General features: G+C 64.7%; 17 protein-coding genes. 6 read left to right on the forward strand and 11 right to left on the reverse strand.

What is annotated here, in order from left to right; translation table 11 throughout:
* The first annotated feature begins 3 nt into the window (after window positions 1–3).
* Both C4S71_RS02030 and C4S71_RS02035 read left to right on the forward strand, forming a co-directional pair.
* Window positions 4–819 (forward strand): capsule biosynthesis GfcC family protein, encoded by an 816-nt coding sequence (locus C4S71_RS02030; protein WP_103968032.1) that lies wholly within the window; start codon window positions 4–6, stop codon window positions 817–819.
* Window positions 816–2,933, forward strand: a complete 2,118-nt coding sequence (locus C4S71_RS02035; protein WP_103968033.1) for a YjbH domain-containing protein — start codon at window positions 816–818, stop codon at window positions 2,931–2,933. Before C4S71_RS02030 ends, C4S71_RS02035 begins: the two co-directional genes overlap by 4 nt.
* A 146-nt stretch (window positions 2,934–3,079) precedes the next feature.
* Here C4S71_RS02035 and gcvT read toward each other — a convergent pair whose 3' ends face one another.
* Both gcvT and C4S71_RS02045 read right to left on the reverse strand, forming a co-directional pair.
* Window positions 3,080–4,192 (reverse strand): glycine cleavage system aminomethyltransferase GcvT, encoded by a 1,113-nt coding sequence (gene gcvT / locus C4S71_RS02040; protein ID WP_086511405.1) that lies wholly within the window; start codon window positions 4,190–4,192, stop codon window positions 3,080–3,082.
* A gap of 80 nt (window positions 4,193–4,272) precedes the next feature.
* Window positions 4,273–5,679, reverse strand: a complete 1,407-nt coding sequence (locus C4S71_RS02045) for an alanine/glycine:cation symporter family protein (RefSeq protein ID WP_103968034.1) — start codon at window positions 5,677–5,679, stop codon at window positions 4,273–4,275.
* Window positions 5,680–6,161: 482 nt separating this feature from the next.
* Between C4S71_RS02045 and gcvH the strand changes: the two genes are divergently transcribed.
* Both gcvH and gcvP read left to right on the forward strand, forming a co-directional pair.
* On the forward strand, window positions 6,162–6,554 hold the full coding sequence (gene gcvH, locus C4S71_RS02050; RefSeq protein WP_086511407.1) for a glycine cleavage system protein GcvH: 393 nt from the start codon (window positions 6,162–6,164) through the stop codon (window positions 6,552–6,554).
* Between the two features lie 81 nt (window positions 6,555–6,635).
* Window positions 6,636–9,530 (forward strand): aminomethyl-transferring glycine dehydrogenase, encoded by a 2,895-nt coding sequence (gene gcvP / locus C4S71_RS02055; protein ID WP_103968035.1) that lies wholly within the window; start codon window positions 6,636–6,638, stop codon window positions 9,528–9,530.
* A gap of 72 nt (window positions 9,531–9,602) precedes the next feature.
* Here gcvP and C4S71_RS02060 read toward each other — a convergent pair whose 3' ends face one another.
* Window positions 9,603–10,517 carry a LysR family transcriptional regulator gene (locus tag C4S71_RS02060; protein ID WP_086511409.1) on the reverse strand — a complete coding sequence of 305 codons (915 nt, stop codon included), beginning with the start codon at window positions 10,515–10,517 and terminating at the stop codon, window positions 9,603–9,605.
* Window positions 10,518–10,664: 147 nt separating this feature from the next.
* Here C4S71_RS02060 and ppnN point away from each other — a divergent pair, with 147 nt between their 5' ends.
* Entirely contained in the window at window positions 10,665–12,029 is a 1,365-nt protein-coding gene (ppnN, locus tag C4S71_RS02065; RefSeq protein ID WP_086511410.1) for a nucleotide 5'-monophosphate nucleosidase PpnN, read from the forward strand.
* A gap of 95 nt (window positions 12,030–12,124) precedes the next feature.
* Here the strand turns inward: ppnN and C4S71_RS02070 are convergent, their stop codons facing one another.
* Together C4S71_RS02070 and C4S71_RS02075 are read right to left on the reverse strand one after the other, a co-directional pair.
* On the reverse strand, window positions 12,125–12,490 hold the full coding sequence (locus tag C4S71_RS02070) for a hypothetical protein (protein ID WP_103968036.1): 366 nt from the start codon (window positions 12,488–12,490) through the stop codon (window positions 12,125–12,127).
* Between the two features lies 1 nt (window position 12,491).
* Window positions 12,492–12,956 carry a flavodoxin domain-containing protein gene (locus tag C4S71_RS02075; RefSeq protein ID WP_103968037.1) on the reverse strand — a complete coding sequence of 155 codons (465 nt, stop codon included), beginning with the start codon at window positions 12,954–12,956 and terminating at the stop codon, window positions 12,492–12,494.
* 168 nt (window positions 12,957–13,124) lie between these two features.
* Here C4S71_RS02075 and C4S71_RS02080 point away from each other — a divergent pair, with 168 nt between their 5' ends.
* Window positions 13,125–13,340 carry a DUF2788 domain-containing protein gene (locus C4S71_RS02080; RefSeq protein WP_010628687.1) on the forward strand — a complete coding sequence of 72 codons (216 nt, stop codon included), beginning with the start codon at window positions 13,125–13,127 and terminating at the stop codon, window positions 13,338–13,340.
* A 99-nt stretch (window positions 13,341–13,439) separates the two neighbouring features.
* Here C4S71_RS02080 and C4S71_RS02085 read toward each other — a convergent pair whose 3' ends face one another.
* From C4S71_RS02085 to infC, 6 genes are all read right to left on the reverse strand, one after another.
* Window positions 13,440–13,745 (reverse strand): integration host factor subunit alpha, encoded by a 306-nt coding sequence (locus C4S71_RS02085; protein ID WP_010628688.1) that lies wholly within the window; start codon window positions 13,743–13,745, stop codon window positions 13,440–13,442.
* 62 nt (window positions 13,746–13,807) lie between these two features.
* Entirely contained in the window at window positions 13,808–16,189 is a 2,382-nt protein-coding gene (gene pheT / locus C4S71_RS02090; protein ID WP_103968038.1) for a phenylalanine--tRNA ligase subunit beta, read from the reverse strand.
* A gap of 52 nt (window positions 16,190–16,241) precedes the next feature.
* On the reverse strand, window positions 16,242–17,261 hold the full coding sequence (gene pheS, locus C4S71_RS02095) for a phenylalanine--tRNA ligase subunit alpha (protein ID WP_103968039.1): 1,020 nt from the start codon (window positions 17,259–17,261) through the stop codon (window positions 16,242–16,244).
* Between the two features lie 146 nt (window positions 17,262–17,407).
* Window positions 17,408–17,761 carry a 50S ribosomal protein L20 gene (gene rplT, locus C4S71_RS02100; protein WP_010628691.1) on the reverse strand — a complete coding sequence of 118 codons (354 nt, stop codon included), beginning with the start codon at window positions 17,759–17,761 and terminating at the stop codon, window positions 17,408–17,410.
* A gap of 37 nt (window positions 17,762–17,798) precedes the next feature.
* Window positions 17,799–17,993 (reverse strand): 50S ribosomal protein L35, encoded by a 195-nt coding sequence (gene rpmI / locus C4S71_RS02105; protein WP_075879422.1) that lies wholly within the window; start codon window positions 17,991–17,993, stop codon window positions 17,799–17,801.
* Window positions 17,994–18,077: 84 nt separating this feature from the next.
* Window positions 18,078–18,647 carry a translation initiation factor IF-3 gene (gene infC / locus C4S71_RS02110; RefSeq protein ID WP_479688555.1) on the reverse strand — a complete coding sequence of 190 codons (570 nt, stop codon included), beginning with the start codon at window positions 18,645–18,647 and terminating at the stop codon, window positions 18,078–18,080.
* Between the last annotated feature and the right edge of the window lie 27 nt (window positions 18,648–18,674).

Below are 18,674 nucleotides of genomic sequence, written 5' to 3' on the forward strand. Positions count from 1 at the left end.
CGCATGACCCGACGTCACCACACCCGCGCCAGCCACTGGCGCATCACCAGCCTGGGCACACTGCTGGTACTGACCTTGTCCCTGGCCGCCAAGGCCGACACGCCGACACTTTCACACCTGTGGCTCGAGCAACCGACGCAGCCCGAGGCGTCTGCCCTTGCCTACTACCTGCTTCGCGTCGACCGTGAAGCACAGCGGCATCAGGGCCTACGGCTTGGGGAAGAGCTGACCACATTGGCCGACTGGCATGCCCTGGCAGGCCATGCGGAAGTCGCGCGAGGGCTGCGCGAATGGCGGGCCCGCATCGAAGCGCTGCAGGCACATCCCAGTCGCACACCGGCTCGAGCCGATCTGGCCGCCTTGCTGGCTTCGCCGCGTCACGACCCCGCGCTGGACTCGCTTGCCGCCGCGGGCACCTGCGCCCTGCCCGACTGGGTCGAGTTCTGGCATTTCGACGGCATCACTCGTCAACGCTGGCAGCCCGGCATGGACCTGCGCGACCTGTTGCACGAGCGCCCCCGGCGCCACTGGTCCGCAGCCGACGAGACGTGGGTGATCCCGCCTCAAGGAGCCCCTCGCCGGGTTGGCGTGGCGGCGTGGAACGCCGGCAACCTGCCCTTGGCGGCCGGTAGCCGAGTGGTGCTGCTATTTCCCGACCCCGTTCAGGAAGCCGCCTGGGTCAATCGCACCCTGCCCAACTACCTGGCCACACGGCTGCCCAGCGATGCCTGCCGCCCCCTCACGCTGCCGTCTGCCGGGCACACCTCGACTGAGCGAACCACGGCTCAGCAAGCCACAGCGGGAGACGCCGCCAAATGAAGCGCCCCACTGCGCATCCGCTGCGTCTCACCTCACTTGCTCTGGCCATCATGGCGACAACGCTGCCCGCCGCTGCCGTCGCCGACTCGACCCAGCCACGCCTGGGCACGGGCCAAGGCGATTTCGGCGGCGTGGGGATCATGCAGACACCGACGGCCCGCATGGCGCCCTTGGGTGGCTTTGCCTTCTCGATGTCGCGCACCGCGCCTTACCGCCGTTACAGCCTGTTCTTCCAGCCTACCGAGTGGCTCGAAGCGGGATTTCGCTACGTCGAGGTGGAGAATCGCCGCTACCTGGCCGCCCGCGGCGACCGCAACAACCTGGACAAGGGCGTCGACGTCAAGCTGCGTCTGCGCGAAGAGGATCGATACTGGCCGCAGATTGCGGTCGGCGCTCGCGACATCGGCGGCACCGGCCTGTTTGCTGGCGAGTACCTCGTCGCCAGCAAGCGCTGGCACGACTTCGACTTCACGCTGGGCATCGGCTGGGGCTACCTCGGCAATCAGGAGGATTTCACCAACCCCCTGAGCCGAATCGACGACCGTTTCGAGCGACGCTCCGGGTTCACTTCGGGCGGCGACGGCGGCAGCGTGAACCTGGGTAGCCTGTTCAGCGGCCGCAGCGCTCTGTTCGGCGGCATCGAGTATCAAACGCCGTGGCGCCCATTGGTGCTGCAGCTCGAGGTCGAAGGCAACGACTACCAGCGCGAACCCCAGCGCAACCATCAGGAGCAGGATTCACGGGTCAATCTGGGCGCTCGCCTGCAGCTCAGCGACAACGTCGAACTCAAAGCCGGCTGGCAACGCGGCAACACCGCCATGCTCGGTATCAGCGTGAGCACCAATCTTGCCGGCGTTTCCCAGCTCAAGCGCGACCCGCTCCCGGCGGAAATCGGCGAACCGCCTGCCGCCAACAGCAGCGATTGGAGCGGACTCAGCAGCGAGCTGGACACCAACGCCGGTATCGGCGTCTACCGCATCTACCAGGCCGACAACAGTGTCGTCATCGAGGGCGAGCCCACCCGCTACCCCTCGCTCGCGGAAAGCGAGTACCGCGCCGGGCGCCTGTTGCACAACCATCTCGGCGACGACATCGACACCCTGCGCTTCCGCTGGCACGAGCGCGGAATGCTCCTGCGCGAAAGCGTTCACGACCGTCACGCCCTCGCTGCCGCCGCCGTTTCCAGCGCCGAAACCGTTGGCTACCGGCACGGCCTCTATGCGCATGCCGGTCATGAACCGGTCCAGGGTGAGCTGATGCACGACACCACCCCGCAGGGCTTCTCCTACAGCATCGAGCCACAGCTGGAGCAGAACTTCGGCGGCCCCGACGGCTACCTCTACCGCCTCTCGGCCAGCTTCGACAGCGAGTATCGGCTGGGGCGCAACGACTGGCTGTCGGCCACGCTGACCTACACGGTGGACGACAATCTAGACAAGTACCACTACATCGGCCCCTCGGACCTGCCGCGGGTCAGGACCCATATCGGCGACTATCTGGCCGAGACCGACATCGGCATCACCAACCTGCAGTACACCCATACTGCCCAGCTCGGCAACGACTGGTACGCCATGGGCTATGGCGGTCTGCTCGAGACCATGTTCGCCGGCGCCGGGGGTGAGTTGCTCTACCGCCCCTTCAACAGTGACGTGGCGCTGGGCCTCGACGTGAACTGGGTCAAGCAGCGGGAGTTCGACCAGCGTTTCGGCATGCGCGACTACAGCACCTGGACCGGCCACCTCACGGGGTACTGGCAGACGGATTTCGAAGACGTGCTGGCCAAGGTCAGCGTCGGGCGCTACCTGGCGGGCGATCTCGGCGTCACCTTCGACGTCTCCCGGGAGTTCGACTCCGGTATTCGCCTGGGCGGCTGGGCCACCTTCACCGATGCCGGCAGCGACTTCGGCGAAGGCAGCTTCGACAAGGGGGTCTATCTCTCGCTGCCGTTGGATGCCTTCTTCGTACGCTCCACCCGTCAGCGGGCCCAGATCGCCTGGCGACCACTCACGCGGGATGGCGGCGCCCAGCTGGCACGGCGTCAATCGCTGTTCGACCTGACCGGGGAGCGCAGCATGGGACGCTACTGGGAGGAACACGCCGAACTGATGCGCTGAGCTCGCCACGAGCCCGGATTGACTGCCTCCCCCAAGGCCTCGACGCGATCTTCGAAATCTACGAGACCTTGGGGGCTCGGAACGACAAGGGCCACCGCATCGACTGCGGTGGCCCTTGGCAAGATAACGGTATAAATACGAAGGCGTCAGCCGCGGTAGTAGCCCGGTGCCACGAAGGGCATCTTGCTCACTACCATCGGCAGGCGCTTGCCACGCACCTCAGCATGAACGGTGGTGCCGATCTCGGCATGCTCGACATCGACGTACCCCATGGCCACCGGCATGCCCACGCTTGGACCGAAGCCGCCCGAGGTCACCCTGCCGATGTGGTGGCCATTCTCGTCGTATAGATCGGCGCCTTCACGCACCGGAGCGCGGCCTTCGCCCAGCAGACCGACACGCTTGCGGCGGTGATCCTTGGCATCGACCTGATGCAGGATCACATCCGCCCCCGGGAATCCGGCGGGCCTTTCACCGCCATGACGACGCGCCTTGCCAATCGCCCAGACCAATCCCGCTTCCACCGGCGTGGTCTCGGTGTCGATGTCGTGGCCGTAGAGGCACAGACCGGCCTCGAGACGCAGCGAATCACGCGCCCCCAGGCCAATCGCCTCGACCTCCTCCTCCGCCAGCAGCCTGCGCGCCAGCGCTTCCGCCTCCTCGGCCGGCACCGAAATCTCGAAGCCGTCCTCACCGGTATAGCCACTGCGGCTGACCCACACGGGCACGCCCGCCAGCTCGAAACGGCCATGCTGCATGAACACCAGCTCGCAGGCCTGCGGGCAGTGACGCCGCATGACGTCCGCCGCTTTGGGCCCCTGCAGCGCCAGCAGCGCGCGGTCGAGCACCTCGACCCGGTGCTCGTCGTCGAGCCCCATGTCGAGCAGGGCAATGTCCTGATCCTTGCACGCGGCATTGACCACCAGATAGAGGTGATCCCCCGGGTTGGCCACCATCAGGTCATCCAGGATCCCACCTTCCTGAGCGGTGAAAAGCGCATAGCGCTGCATGCCCTGGGGCAGCCCGACGATATCGGCACAAACCAGCGTTTCCAGTGCCTCGGCGGGATTGGGGCCATGCAGAAGAAGCTGTCCCATATGGGAGACATCGAACAATCCGCAGGCATTGCGCGTGTGCTCATGCTCCTTCTTCACACCGAGCGGAAACTGCACCGGCATCTCATAGCCGGCAAAGGGCACCATCTTGCCGCCCAGTTCGAGATGCAGGTCATACAACGGTGTGCGCTTGAGATCGCTCATGGGGTTTCCTCGTGACATTGGGAGACAGGCTTGGCCAGGCGAAACGAGGCGCCAGCAGCGCCTCGTCGACCGCAGGACCATCACGCCTTGTCGTGATCGAGATCCTCGCCCGGCAACACCTCCTTGCCGTCGAAGTAATCGCGCGTGACCTTGAACACCACCGGTGACAACAGGGCCAGAGCGATCAGGTTGGGAATGGCCATCAGGGCGTTGAAGGTGTCCGCCATGAGCCAGATGAAACCGAGCTGCGCCATGGCCCCCAGCGGGATGGCTAGCACGAACAGCACGCGATAGAGCATGATCGAGCGGGTGCCGAACAGGAACTGGAAGCACTTCTCACCGTAGAACGACCAGCCCAGGATCGTGGTGAAGGCGAACACCGCCAGGGCCAGCGAGACGATCTGATTGCCCCAGCCAGGCAGTGCCGCATCGAAGGAGAGCGCCGTCAGCGAAGCCCCCGCTTCACCCTCGATCCACACCGTGGAGGTCAGGATCACCAGCGCGGTGATGGTACAGACGATGATGGTGTCGATGAAGGTTCCGAGCATGGCGATCATGCCCTGGCGTACCGGGTTGCGGGTCTTGGCCGCCGCGTGGGCGATCGGCGCGCTGCCCAGGCCCGCCTCGTTGGAGAAGATACCGCGTGCCACCCCGAAGCGAATGGCGGCCATCACGGCAGCCCCGGCGAAGCCACCCACCGCCGCATGCGGATTGAAGGCGTAGTAGAAGATCATGCTGAAGGCCTCGCCCAACTGACCGGCGTTGACCACCAGCACCACCAGGCCGGCCGCGACATAGGCGATGCCCATGAACGGCACCAGCTTGCCGGCCACCTTGGCGATACGCTTGATGCCGCCTAGAATCACGGCCCCCGCCAGCACCATGATGGCAACGCCGGTCAGCCAGTGCGGAATCCCGAAGGTCGAGTCGAGCGCATCGGCAACGGAATTGGACTGCACGGTATTGCCGATCCCGAAGGCCGCCACCGCGCCGAAGAAGGCGAAGGCGCCACCCAGCCACAGCCACTTCTTGCCCAGGCCGTTCTTGATGTAGAACATCGGCCCGCCGACATGGTAGCCGGTGCTGTCGGTCTCACGATAGCGCACCGCCAGCACGGCTTCGGCAAACTTCGTCGCCATGCCCACCAGGGCGGTGATCCACATCCAGAACACCGCGCCGGGGCCACCCAAGGCAATGGCCGTCGCCACACCGGCGATGTTACCGGTGCCGATGGTGGCGGAGAGTGCCGTCATCAGAGCGTTGAAGGGCGAGATCTCCCCTTCGGCTTCCGCCTTCTTTACCTCGCCCGCTGCCGGCTTGGCATCTCGCCCCTGCCACATCAGCTTGAAGCCGGTACCCAACTTGCGGATGGGCATCAGTTTCAATCCGAGCTGCAGGTAGAGGCCCACCCCCAGCAGCAGTATCAGCATCAACGGTCCCCAGACCACGCCGTTGATGGCCTCGAATATGGTTGTCAATGTTTCCACGAACGCTTCCCTCTGTTGTATGGAGTGTTATAAGGCATCTCACCATCTTCAAGGCGTTTCCCCGAAGGATCCTGCAGTGAGACGGCGTACCATAGCGGAAATCGCCAGGAATGCACCAGCTCACCGGAATGGCGGCTGCATTCTGGCCGTCAACGCTTGTTGGATACTAGATTAACGCTTGTTTCGTATCGGAAACAACGACCGGGCACGATCCGTCACCTCGGTGACCTCCTGCCCTCGCCGCTGCTCGGCAAACGCCTGCTATAGCGTAGTGAGCCACACCGCCGCTGTCGAACGGCGTCACTGCCTGGCTGCCCATCCGTACGCCTCGGTGGGACTGGACGTTCGCGGCTGCAGGCGCCACGCTATCCATGCACGCTGCCCTGACAGCGGCGTCGAGCGGCATTTTCAGACTCGCAAAATGCCAACAATGGCGTTAGCATTCACCCAGCCAGAAAACCTTTTTCTTATAGGAAATCATCATGAGCTCGATTCCTGCCAATCTGCGCTACAACGACAGTCACGAATGGGTGCTGGACAATGGCGACGGCACCGTCACCATCGGCATCACCGATCACGCTCAGGAAGCCCTCGGCGACGTGGTGTTCGTGGAACTGCCCGAGGTTGGACGCACGCTGGAAAAGGGTGAAGAGTTCGGCGTGATCGAGTCGGTCAAGGCCGCTTCCGATCTCTATGCGCCGCTCGCCGGCGAGATCGTCGCCGTCAACGAAGCGCTCGAGGATGCTCCCGAGACCGTCAATGAAGCTCCCTATGAAGGTGGCTGGATCATGAAGGTCCGCGTCGAGGACGCAGCAGCCGTAGAGGCCCTGCTCGACGCCGAAGGCTACCAGGCCGTGGTCGACAGCGAAGCCTGATAGCAACGCACCGATGCTTCCCGGCCCTGCGGCCGGGTTTTTCCCAGCGCCTGCACTTCCATTCAACGTACGGGTTTTTCCATGGCTTACGATAACCGCCGCCTGGCCGAACTGGCCGATCATGACGCCTTCATCCGTCGCCACAACGGCCCCGGAACCGAAGATGTTGCCGCCATGCTGGCGGCGCTCGACATGGAGAGCCTCGAAACGCTGATCGAGCGCACGGTACCGGCAGACATTCGCCTGGGCCGCGAACTCGACCTCGACCCGCCGCGCAGCGAAGCCGAGGCGCTGGACTACCTCAAGCGCCTGGCGCGTCAGAACAAGGTGTTCAAGACCTACATCGGCCAAGGCTACTACAACACCCACGTGCCGGCCGTGATTCAGCGCAACGTACTGGAGAACCCCGGCTGGTACACCGCCTATACCCCCTATCAGCCCGAGATCGCCCAGGGCCGCCTGGAGGGCCTGCTCAACTTCCAGCAGATGGTCATGGATCTCACCGGCATGGAGCTGGCCAACGCCTCACTGCTCGATGAGGCCACCGCTGCTGCCGAAGCCATGGCGCTGTGCCAGCGGGCCAACAAGAAGTCGAAGAGCAACGCCTTCTTCGTCGCCGACGACGTGCTGCCGCAAACCCTCGACGTGGTGCGCACCCGCGCCTACTACTTCGGCTTCGAACTGATCGTCGGCCCGGCCGAGAGTCTAGCCGAGCACGACGTGTTCGGCGCCCTGCTGCAGTACCCCGGCGAAAGCGGCCGCGTTCACGATCTCGCCCCGCTGCTGGCCACCGCCCGCGAGCGCAACGTGATGACCTGCGTGGCAGCCGACATCATGAGCCTGGTGCTGCTCAAGGAGCCGGGAGCGCTGGGCGCCGACATCGTGGTCGGCAACACCCAGCGTTTCGGCGTTCCCATGGGCTACGGCGGCCCGCATGCCGCCTACTTCGCCACCACCGACTCGCTCAAGCGCTCCATTCCCGGACGCATCATCGGCGTCTCCCGCGATGCCCGCGGCAACACCGCCCTGCGCATGGCGATGCAGACCCGCGAGCAGCACATCCGCCGCGAGAAGGCCACCTCCAACATCTGTACCGCCCAGGCCCTGCTGGCCAACATCGCCGGGTTCTACGCCGTCTATCATGGCGCCGAGGGTCTCACCACCATCGCCACCCGCATCCATCGTCTGACCACCGTCCTGGCCGTTGGACTGAAGGAGAAAGGCGTACGCCTGGCGCATGACAGCTGGTTCGACACCCTGCGGTTGACCGGTGTCGATGCGGGCAAGATCCACGGTCGCGCGCTGACCCACGAGATCAATCTGCGCTATTTCGAAGGCGGCGACATCGGCGTCAGCCTCGACGAGACCACCACCGCTCACGATCTCGACGTGCTGTTCGACGTGCTGCTGGGCGAGGAGCACGGGCTGTCGATCGCGGCGCTGGACGAGCGCATCGCCGCCGAGGGCATCAGCGGCATACCCGCTGCCAGCCGCCGCGAGTCGGCTTTCCTGACCCACCCCAACTTCAAGCGCTTCCGCAGCGAGACCGAGATGCTGCGCTACCTCAAGCGCCTGGAGAACAAGGACCTCTCGCTCACTCACGCCATGATCCCGCTGGGCTCATGCACCATGAAGCTCAACGCCACCAGCGAGATGATCCCGATCACCTGGCCCGAGTTCGGCCAGCTGCACCCCTTCGTGCCCCAGGAACAGGCCGTCGGCTACAAGCAGATGATCGACGAGCTGGCGGCCTTCCTGGTCGAGATCACCGGCTACGACCACATCTCGATGCAGCCCAACTCCGGCGCCCAGGGCGAGTACGCCGGCCTGGTCGCCATTCGCCGCTACCAGGCGGCCCAGGGCGAAGGGCACCGCGACGTTTGCCTGATCCCCAGCTCCGCCCACGGCACCAACCCCGCCTCCGCCGCCATGGCGCAGATGAAAGTGGTGGTGGTGGAGTGCGACAGCAACGGCAACATCGACCTCGACGACCTGCGTGCCAAGGCCGAGAAGCACAGCGAGGCGCTGTCGGCGATCATGCTCACCTACCCCTCCACGCACGGCGTGTTCGAGGAAGGGATTCGCGAAGCGTGCGCCATCGTTCACCGTCATGGCGGCCAGGTCTACATCGACGGCGCCAACATGAACGCCCAGGTCGGCCTCTCCCGTCCCGGCGACTTCGGCGGCGACGTCAGCCACCTCAACCTGCACAAGACCTTCTGCATCCCCCACGGCGGCGGTGGCCCCGGCATGGGCCCGATCGGGGTCAAGGCGCACCTGGCGCCCTACGTCTCCAACCACGTGGTGACGCCCATCGCCGGCGTCAACGAGAACTGCGGCGCGGTCTCCGCGGCGGCCTTCGGCAGCGCCTCGATCCTGCCGATCTCCTGGGCCTACATCAAGATGATGGGCGCGCGCGGCCTGCGCCAGGCCACCGAGCTGGCCATCCTCAACGCCAACTACATCGCCAGACGCCTCGAGGCGCACTACCCGGTGCTCTATCGCGGCGTCAACGGCACCGTGGCCCACGAGTGCATCATCGACATTCGCCCGCTCAAGAGCGCCTCGGGCATCAGCGAGGAAGACATCGCCAAGCGCCTGATGGACTACGGCTTCCATGCCCCGACCATGTCCTTCCCGGTGCCCGGCACGCTGATGGTGGAGCCCACCGAGTCGGAGTCGCGCTACGAGATCGACCGCTTCTGCGATGCCATGATCGCCATTCGCGAGGAGATCGCCCGGGTCGAGCGCGGCGAGTGGCCGGCCGACGACAACCCGCTGGTGAATGCACCGCACACCATGGCCGACCTGATGGATCCGGCCTGGGAGCGCGCCTACTCCCGCGAGGTCGCCGCCTTCCCCTCGGAAGCGGTCAAGGCAGCCAAGTACTGGCCCGCGGTCAACCGCGTCGACAACGTCTTCGGCGACCGGCAGCTGATCTGCTCCTGCCCCAGCATCGATGAATACCGCGACTGATACATTGTCGTAAAGCACCACGCAAACGGCCCGCCAATGGCGGGCCGTTTCGTTGCCTGCTTCCGCGCCGGGTCAAGGCAGCGAGGCGATATCCCCGTGACCGAAGCGCTCGCGCATGCGCTGCTCGCGGAACCCTTCGAGCAGGCGCGCGTAGCGGCGGGGAATCTTGGTTCCGGTGCGGCTGACCAGATGCAGGGTTTCGTGCTCGATCACCGGCAGATCGAGTTCCTTGACCTGGCGCTGCCAGGGCGAGGTTTCCAGCACCAGCCGCGAAACCACGGTGAAGCCAAGACCTCGCGCCACGGCGTCGAGCACCATGCCCACCTCGTTGGTGAAGCCCTGGCGGCGAAACTGGCTCATGGAGCGAAACTCGTCGGGAAAGTTGCTGCGCAGCAGCGCGCCGGCGTGATTGACCCCGTCGGAGTAGTTGATGAAGCCGATGCCCATCAGCTCGGTGAGCGAGGTACCGGCAAAGTCCGCCGGTACCACCAGGCACAGCGGCTCCTGGTGCCACAGGCTGCAGTTCAGCTCCGGGTGGCGAATCGGCTCGGTGACGATGCCCAGGTCGTGACGCCCGGCCAGCACGTCCGAGACGATCTCGTGGCTGAAGGCGAAGCTGTAGCTGACAGTCAGCCCCGGCGACATCTGCTGCTGGCCGAGAATGTAGGGGTAGAACATCAGCCCTACGCTGCCCGGCGAGGCGATGCGGCACTCGCCGGTGTCCAGCGCATCGTCGTCCAGGGAGTGGCGAAACTGCTCGTGTTCGGCGAACAGCCGCAGGCCGTAGTCGTAGGCCCTGCGCCCGGCCTCGGTCAGCGTGAAGCGCCGGCCCTGCCGCTCCAGCAAGGGCTTGTCGAGATACTGCTCCAACTTGCGCACGTGCTGGCTGACCCCGGGCTGGGTCATCTCGAGATGGCGCGCAGTACGCGTGAAGCTGCCCGTTTCGACCAGGGTGATGAAGGTGCGAAAGTACTGTGCATTGAACATGGCGATCGCTTGCAGGGACCAAGGCCGGAAACCCTCATCCTACCACCCCTGGCCCAGCCACGCAGCGCTGCGCCACTGCGGGCAGCGTGATAGCATCGAATGACGACTCGATGACAGGCAGCAAGCCGACACCACAAGGATCGTTTCATGCCAGACACCATCTCCACCATCGTTTCACCGCTGCGCAGTCTGGAAGTGCTCTCGCAGCATGAGGTCAATCGCCTGCGCGACACCTCCAAGGCCGGTTTGCACGACCTGCTGCGGCGCTGCTCACTCGCCGTGCTCAGCTCCGGCAGCATGACCGACGACAGCCTGGTGCTGATGGAGACCTATCACGACTTCGACATCGAAGTGATCCAGCAGGACCGCGGCATACGCCTCAAGCTGACCAACGCCCCCGCCCAGGCCTTCGTCGACGGCAAGATGATTCGCGGCATACGCGAGCATCTCTCGTCGGTGCTGCGCGACATCGTCTATGTCTACAACGAGATCCAACAGCATCGTCGCTTCGACCTCACCACCGGCGAAGGGACCACCAACGCGGTGTTCCATATCCTGCGCAAGGCCGGCACGCTCAAGCCAGGACGCGACCCCGGCATCGTGGTGTGCTGGGGCGGCCACTCGATCACTCGCGAGGAGTACGAGTACACCAAGGACGTGGGCTACCACCTGGGCCTGCGCGAACTCGACATCTGCACCGGCTGCGGCCCCGGCGCCATGAAGGGACCGATGAAGGGTGCCAACCTGGCCCACGCCAAGCAACGCATACCCGACGGTCGCTATCTGGGCATCTCCGAACCCGGCATCATTGCCGCGGAGGCACCCAACCCGCTGGTCAACGAGCTGGTGGTGATGCCCGATATCGAGAAGCGTCTGGAGGCCTTCGTGCGTCTGGGGCACGGTATCGTGGTGTTTCCCGGCGGCGTGGGCACGGCGGAAGAGATCCTCTACCTGCTGGGCATTCTGCTTCACCCTGACAACAGCGACATGGCCCTCCCGCTCATCTTCACCGGCCCGGCCAACTCCGCTGACTATTTCCAGCGTATCGACGAGTTTCTCGTCTACACCCTGGGCGAGGCGGCGCGCAGCAAATACCGCATCATCGTCGACGACCCCGTCGAGGTCGCCCGCGCCATGCGCAAGGGCATCGACAGCGTCACCGAGTTCCGCCGCGCCCACCAGGACGCTTTTCACTACAACTGGCGGCTCACCATCGCCCGGGAATTTCAGGAAACCTTCGTGCCCACCCACGAGGCGATGGCCGGCCTGGCACTGCACCGCAGCCAGCCGGTGCACGATCTGGCCGCCAACCTGCGCCGGGCCTTCTCGGGTATCGTGGCCGGCAACGTCAAGGAGCACGGCCTGCGCGCCATCGAGGCCCACGGCCCCTTCCAGCTGCATGCCGAGCCGGAACTGATGCGCCGTCTGGACGAGCTGCTCGGCTCCTTCGTCGCCCAGGGCCGCATGAAGCTGCCGGGCCAGGAGTACGTGCCCTGCTATCGCCTGGTATGACACTTGGCCGGCAAGAAGTGGAAGCAGAAGTAGAGCACTAGAGAAAGAACAACGGCGCCCGCCAGGGCGCCGTTACGGATGCAGGTTCGAGGCGGCTACTGCGCAGGGCGCCACCACAGCAACACCGCATGCAACAGCAGCCCAAGCGTGGCGCCGTGCGCGATCAGCAGCTGCCAGCTGATCCAGGCCGTGAACAGCGCATGCCACAGGCCCATCAATGCCAGCCCTGCCAGCAGCGCCAACAGCAGACGCTTGCCCAACTGCGGCAGTCGGCGGCGTTCGTCGGCATCCAGCATGCGCCAGTTCATAAAGGCCACCACGGCCACCACGGCCAGCGCGATCGAGATCAGCGACAGGCGATTACCGTAATCGCCGGCGATGAATCGCGGCACGGTGGCGAGCATCAATATCAGCAAGCCCGCCATCAAGCTCAGTCGTTCGGCAGTCGGCTCGGCATTCATCTCAAGCCACCTGCAACTGCTGGTCTTCGATCCACTCCTCGACCCAGGGCAGCGCGGCATCGTCGGCCATGAAGGTCTCCATGGCATCGATCTCCAGCCGTTCCCCCAGCCGGGTGGCCCCAAGCCCTTCGAGCATTTCGTCCAGCCGGCGTCCTGCCCCGCAGAAGGTGTCGCCGTAGGAGCTGTCGCCCATGGCGATCAAGCCGTAGCGCACCCCCACCAGCGACGGGCTTCGCTCATCCAGGGCGCGGGCAAAGGGTACGAAATTGCCCGGGAAATCGCCGCTGCCGGTGGTGGAAACGCAGAACAGCACCAGGTCGGGCCGCTCTTCGATCAAGTCCTCGAGCGTGGGCTGCTCGAGAACCGCGGTTTCGTAGCCGGCATCCTTGAACAGCGGAGCGACTTGTTCGGCGACATCGAGGGCGCCGCCATACATGGTTCCTACGAAAATCTTCAGCATTGGCATGTCGGAAATAGACCTGATTCATTCAACCGATACGTTCGACACGAGTTTACCACGTGTCGGCGAGTTGGCGCCGAACGCCACCGCCCACCGTCACCAAGCGACAGGTTGTCGCAGGCGGCTCGAAAGCTGGCCACGTATAATGTTCGGTCTCTGATTCGAGGAGGCGACATGCTGGAAGCGCATACGTTCGAAGCCTGGGTCACCCCGCTGTTGATCGGCGGCCTGATCCTGTTCATGGGCTTCATCATCTGGGACCTGGCCAAGCAGTCCCAGGCCGGCCGCTTCGGCACCCTCATGCTGTTCGTGGTACTCGGCGCAGGCATGATGGGTTACATCTTCAAGGTGGTCATCACCTGGCTGATGGAGAGCGGCGGCGGGGTTTGAGCTGACCGGAAAGCATCCAATACCCCAAGCATCCAATACCCTAAGTATCCAATACCAAGATGCCACCCCTCGGGGTGGCATCTTGGCGATGGCGTTTCATCAACTGGGGGCCGGACCTTCGTAGCGCTCGACCTGACTCTTGAGCTTCTGGCCGGGCCGGAAGGTTACGACACGACGCGCCGAGATGGGGATCTCCTCTCCCGTTTTCGGATTGCGCCCCGGGCGCTCGCGTTTGTCGCGCAAATCGAAGTTACCGAATCCCGACAGCTTGACCTGCTCGTTCTCGCGCAGGCAGGCCCGGATCTCTTCGAAGAAAGCCTCTACCATGGCCTTGGCTTCACGTTTGGTCAGCCCCAGCTCGGCATTGAGATGTTCGGCCAGTTCCGCCTTGGTCAACGCTCCCATGTCATCTCCTCAGAGTGGCGGTCCAGCCCGCCGCCGTCATGGCCTCCGGTTCGTTCGAGCACTCACCCGCGCAGCTCGGCTCCCAGATGCTGATGCGATTCGGCGACGATGGCATCGACCAACTGATTGATTTCCTCGTCATTCAGCGTGCGCGAAGGATGCTGCCAGGTCAAGCCCAAGGCAACACTCTTGCTCCCTTCGGGCACCCCTTTGCCCTGATAGACGTCGAACAGACGCAACTCCTGTAACCATTGTCCTGCGCGCTGGCGTACGCAATCGAGCAGCGCCTGCACGGGTCGCCCCTCGTCAAGCAGGAAGGCCAGGTCACGGCGCACTTCCGGATAGCGCGACAGCGGCTCGAAGGCAGGCAGGCTGCCATGGGTGAGCGCATCCTGACGTACTTCGAACAGATACACCTCGGCCTTCAGGCCAAGCTCGGCCTTGACGGCAGGATGCAGCGCGCCGATCCAGCCCACCGGTTCGCCACGGAACACCACCCGCGCACACTGGCCGGGATGCAGCGCCGAGTGCTCGCCCGGCTCGAAGCGCCAGGCATGCTCCTCGCCGCCCAGGGCGATGAGGCTCTCCAGGTCGCCTTTCAGATCGAAGAAGTCGACCTTGTCCCGGCTGCCGGCCCACCCTTCGGGAAGGCGCTCGCCGCAGACCAGCGCGCCGACCATGGGCGTCTGGTCCAACTCGTCCAGATCGCCGCGGAACACGAGCCCCGTTTCGAACAGGCGCACACGGGTCTGCTGACGGTTGAGATTGTACTCCAGCGCACGGATCAGCCCCGGGAACAGGCTCGCCCGCATCACGGCCAGATCGCTGGAGATGGGGTTGGCCAGCCGCGGAGAGACCGCATCCGGCAGCAGCGCCTGCTGCAGCTCGGGAGCCACGAAGCTGTAGGTGACCGCCTCCTGATAGCCCCGCGCCACCAGTTGACGCCGCAGCCTGGCGAGGGGCGTGCGCGCCTCGTTGTCGGGACGCAGCGCCAGACGGGCCGCAGGACGGCGCACCGGCAGCAGGTTGTAGCCGTGAATTCGCGCCACCTCCTCGATCAGGTCCTCCTCGATGGCGATATCGAAGCGCCAGCTCGGCACCTTCGCCTGCCATCCCGCCTCGGTCACGGTAACTGCCATACCCAGCCGCTCGAGGATCTCCTTCACCTCGGCCGAGGGCAGTGCCTTGCACAGCGCCTGCTCGAGCCGCGCGGCACGCAGCGTGACCTCACGCTCGGCCGGCATGTGGGCATCGCTGATGTCTTCCACCAGCGGCCCCGGCTCGCCGCCGGTGATCTCGAGCAGCAGCGCCGTGGCACGCTCTACCGCGTCACGAGTAAGGCGCGGATCGACCCCACGCTCGAAGCGATGCGAGGCATCGGTGTGCAGCCCGTAGGAGCGCGCCTGTCCGGCAATCGCCAGCGGCGAGAAGAAGGCGGATTCGAGGAAGATGTCGCGGGTCGTCGGGCCGACCCCGGAGTGCTCCCCGCCCATCACGCCGGCGATGGCCAGCGGCCCGCGCTCGTCGGCGATGACCAGGGTCGAGGCACCGAGCGTGATCTCCTGGCCGTCGAGCAGTACCAGCTGCTCCCCTTCCCGCGCCAGACGCACGACCACCGCGCCGTGCAGATTCTCACGGTCGAAGGCGTGCAGCGGCTGTCCCAGTTCGAGCATGACATAGTTGGTCACGTCGACTACCGGATCGATGGAGCGCACGCCGCTGCGGCGCAGACGCTCGACCATCCACAGCGGGGTGGCGGCGGTGACGTTCACTCCCTTGATCAAGCGGCCGATGTAACGCGGACAGCGCTCGGCATCCTCGACCCGCACCGGAAAGGTCTCATCGTGGCTGGCAGCGACCGGCTCGACGTCGGGCTCGGTGACCGCCAGCCGGTTGAGCACGCCGACTTCGCGCGCCAGCCCTTTCAGGCTCAGACAGTCGCCGCGGTTCGGGGTCAGATCCACCTCGACGGTATGGTCGTCGAGCCCCATCCAGGCGCGAAAATCCTCGCCGGCAGGGGCATCGGCAGGCAGCTCGAGAATGCCCGCCGAGGTCTCCTCGGCAAGACCCAGCTCAGAGGCGGAACAGATCATGCCGCGGGATTCCACACCGCGCAGCTTGGCCTGTTTGATCTTGAAGTCGCCCGGCAACACTGCCCCGACACGGGCAAACGGCACCTTCTGACCGACCGCCACGTTGGCGGCACCGCACACCACCTGCACCGGCTCGCCGCTGCCATCGAGCACCTGGCACACGTTGAGCTTGTCGGCATCCGGATGCTGCCGCTTGTCCACTACCTCGGCCACCACCACACCACTGAAGGCGGCGGCAACGGGCTCGACGGCATCCACTTCCAGACCGGCCATGGTGATCTGGTCGGCCAGCCCTTGTACGCCCAGCTGCGGCGACACCCACTCACGCAGCCACTGTTCGGAAAATTTCATGGTCAATCCTGTATTCGGCCGAAGTTCATGTCCGCCTGGGCTCGACGCCCAATCAGGCGAACTGGCGCAGGAAGCGCAGGTCGTTGTCGAAGAACATGCGCAGATCGTTGACGCCGTAACGCAGCATGGCGAGTCGCTCGGCGCCCATGCCGAAGGCGAAGCCCTTGTAGCGCTCCGAGTCGATGCCCGAATGGCGGAACACTTCCGGATGCACCATGCCGCAGCCCATCACTTCGAGCCAGCCGCTGTGGGAGCAGACACGGCAGCCGTCACCGGAGCACATCACGCACTGGATATCGACCTCGGCGGAGGGCTCGGTGAAGGGGAAGTAGGAGGGACGAAAGCGCACCGACAGGTCGTCGCGCTCGAAGAAAGCGTGCAGGAAATCCTCGATGGTGCCCTTCAGATCGGCAAAGCTCACGTCCTCGTCGACCAGCAGCCCCTCGACCTGATGGAACATCGGCGTATGGGTCAGGTCGGAGTCGCTGCGGTAGACCCGCCCCGGGCAGACGATACGGATCGGCGGGGCCTGATTCTTCATCGTGCGCACCTGAACCGGAGAGGTATGCGTGCGCAGCAGACGCGTGGCGTCGAAATAGAAGGTGTCCGCCATGCCTCGGGCCGGGTGGTGGGCCGGGATGTTGAGCGCCTCGAAGTTGTGATAGTCGTCCTCGACCTCAGGCCCCACGGCGACGTCATAGCCGATGCGGCTGAACAGCCCTTCGATGCGCTCCAGGGTCAGGGTGACCGGATGCAGGCCGCCGTTGGTCTGGCCGCGCCCCGGCAGCGTCACGTCGACGCGCTCGGCGGCCAGTTGGGCTTCCAGCGCCGCCTTGGCCAGCGCCTCGCGGCGGGCATCGAGCTCCTCGGTCAAGGCCAGCTTGGCCTGATTGATGCGCTCCCCCGCTGCCGGACGCTCATCCGCCGGCAGCTTGCCGAGCCCCTTGAGCTGAGCGGTGATCTCGCCTTTCTTGCCAAGGTAGCGTACCCGCAGCTCCTCGAGCGCCGCGATGCTGTCGGCGGCCTGAATGGCTTGACGGGCCTCGGTGACCAGTGTTGGTAGATGGTCCATCCGTTGAGCTCCGAAGTCGTTATCGTGCTGTTGACGCGTCAGTGTGCGTCGTAAAAAAACAGGGGAAGAGCGGCTGCTCTTCCCCTGCGACGGTCTGGCATCGGCCGGGCCGGCCGCAACCGGCCCGACACCCGAGACAATGTCACTTACTGGGCAGCCTTGGCCTTCTCGACGATGGCAGCAAAGGCAGCCTTCTCGTGAACGGCCAGATCGGCCAGCACCTTGCGGTCGATCTCGATACCGGCCTTCTTCAGACCGCCGATGAAGCGGCTGTAGGACAGGCCGTGCTGACGGGCACCGGCGTTGATACGCTGGATCCACAGCGCGCGGAACTGACGCTTGCGCTGGCGACGGTCACGGTAGGCGTACTGACCGGCCTTGATGACAGCCTGCTTGGCCACGCGGAAAACGCGCGAACGGGCACCGTAGTAACCCTTGGCCAGCTTGAGAACCTTCTTGTGACGACGACGTGCGACGACACCACGCTTGACACGAGTCATGACTTTCTCCTGACGTTAAAGTAGGGCAACCAGAGGCTCAGAGATTCGGCAGCATGCGCTGAATCAGTGCCTTGTCGGCGTCGTGAACCTGCTTCATACCGCGCAGTTGACGCTTCCGCTTGGTCGACTTCTTGGTCAGGATGTGGCTACGAAACGACTGCTTGTGCTTGAAGCCGTTGGCCGTCTTCTTGAAGCGCTTGGCAGCGCCGCTGTTGCTCTTGATTTTCGGCATGAGACTAACTCCGCTCGAGATTTTTCAGAAAACCCGGGGCCGACGGCCGGCTGTTGCCGACCGTCCGTCTGACTGGCCTTCGGATCACTTCTTCTTGGGGGCAATGATCATGATCATCTGGCGCCCTTCCATCTTGGGGAAGGACTCCACGGTCCCGATCTCCTCGAGATCCGCAGCGATCCGCTCCATCAGCCTGCGGCCGATGTCCTGATGCGCCATTTCACGGCCGCGAAACCGCAGCGTGACCTTGCCCTTGTCGCCACCTTCGAGGAAGCGGATCAAGTTACGCAACTTGATCTGGTAATCCCCCTCGTCGGTGCCAGGCCGGAATTTGACTTCCTTGACCTGAATCTGCTTCGTCTTCTTCTTCTGAGCTGCCTTCTGCTTCTTCTGCTCGAAGACGAACTTGCCGTAATCCATGATCTTGCAGACGATCGGATCGGCATTGGAAATCTGGACGAGGTCAAGACCGGCCGCTTCAGCTCGCTCAAGCGCTTCGCTGGTAGGTACAACGCCCAGCTGCTCGCCGTCGCTGTCGATCAGGCGCACCTGATCCTCGGTTATCCGCTCGTTCATTGGGGGGCGCTTGTCCTGAGGACGTCCGCGCTGGCTGCTTCGCTTGATCGTTCCGTCTCCGTTCCGGTAATTGACGATGTCGCTGCCGACCTGTCTTTCCCCACC

Origin of the sequence: Billgrantia desiderata (assembly GCF_900108215.1) — a bacterium.
In the GTDB taxonomy this organism is placed as follows: Bacteria; Pseudomonadota; Gammaproteobacteria; order Pseudomonadales; family Halomonadaceae; genus Halomonas; species Halomonas desiderata.

What these genes read in the sequence shown, in the direction of transcription:
- C4S71_RS02030 (WP_103968032.1), top strand. Translation starts at nt 4, where the DNA reads ATGACCCGACGTCACCACACCCGCGCCAGCCACTGGCGCATCACCAGC.
- C4S71_RS02035 (WP_103968033.1), top strand. Translation starts at nt 816, where the DNA reads ATGAAGCGCCCCACTGCGCATCCGCTGCGTCTCACCTCACTTGCTCTG.
- gcvT (WP_086511405.1), bottom strand. Translation starts at nt 4,192, where the DNA reads ATGAGCGATCTCAAGCGCACACCGTTGTATGACCTGCATCTCGAACTG.
- gcvH (WP_086511407.1), top strand. Translation starts at nt 6,162, where the DNA reads ATGAGCTCGATTCCTGCCAATCTGCGCTACAACGACAGTCACGAATGG.
- gcvP (WP_103968035.1), top strand. Translation starts at nt 6,636, where the DNA reads ATGGCTTACGATAACCGCCGCCTGGCCGAACTGGCCGATCATGACGCC.
- C4S71_RS02060 (WP_086511409.1), bottom strand. Translation starts at nt 10,517, where the DNA reads ATGTTCAATGCACAGTACTTTCGCACCTTCATCACCCTGGTCGAAACG.
- ppnN (WP_086511410.1), top strand. Translation starts at nt 10,665, where the DNA reads ATGCCAGACACCATCTCCACCATCGTTTCACCGCTGCGCAGTCTGGAA.
- C4S71_RS02070 (WP_103968036.1), bottom strand. Translation starts at nt 12,490, where the DNA reads ATGAATGCCGAGCCGACTGCCGAACGACTGAGCTTGATGGCGGGCTTG.
- C4S71_RS02075 (WP_103968037.1), bottom strand. Translation starts at nt 12,956, where the DNA reads ATGCCAATGCTGAAGATTTTCGTAGGAACCATGTATGGCGGCGCCCTC.
- C4S71_RS02080 (WP_010628687.1), top strand. Translation starts at nt 13,125, where the DNA reads ATGCTGGAAGCGCATACGTTCGAAGCCTGGGTCACCCCGCTGTTGATC.
- C4S71_RS02085 (WP_010628688.1), bottom strand. Translation starts at nt 13,745, where the DNA reads ATGGGAGCGTTGACCAAGGCGGAACTGGCCGAACATCTCAATGCCGAG.
- pheT (WP_103968038.1), bottom strand. Translation starts at nt 16,189, where the DNA reads ATGAAATTTTCCGAACAGTGGCTGCGTGAGTGGGTGTCGCCGCAGCTG.
- pheS (WP_103968039.1), bottom strand. Translation starts at nt 17,261, where the DNA reads ATGGACCATCTACCAACACTGGTCACCGAGGCCCGTCAAGCCATTCAG.
- rplT (WP_010628691.1), bottom strand. Translation starts at nt 17,761, where the DNA reads ATGACTCGTGTCAAGCGTGGTGTCGTCGCACGTCGTCGTCACAAGAAG.
- rpmI (WP_075879422.1), bottom strand. Translation starts at nt 17,993, where the DNA reads ATGCCGAAAATCAAGAGCAACAGCGGCGCTGCCAAGCGCTTCAAGAAG.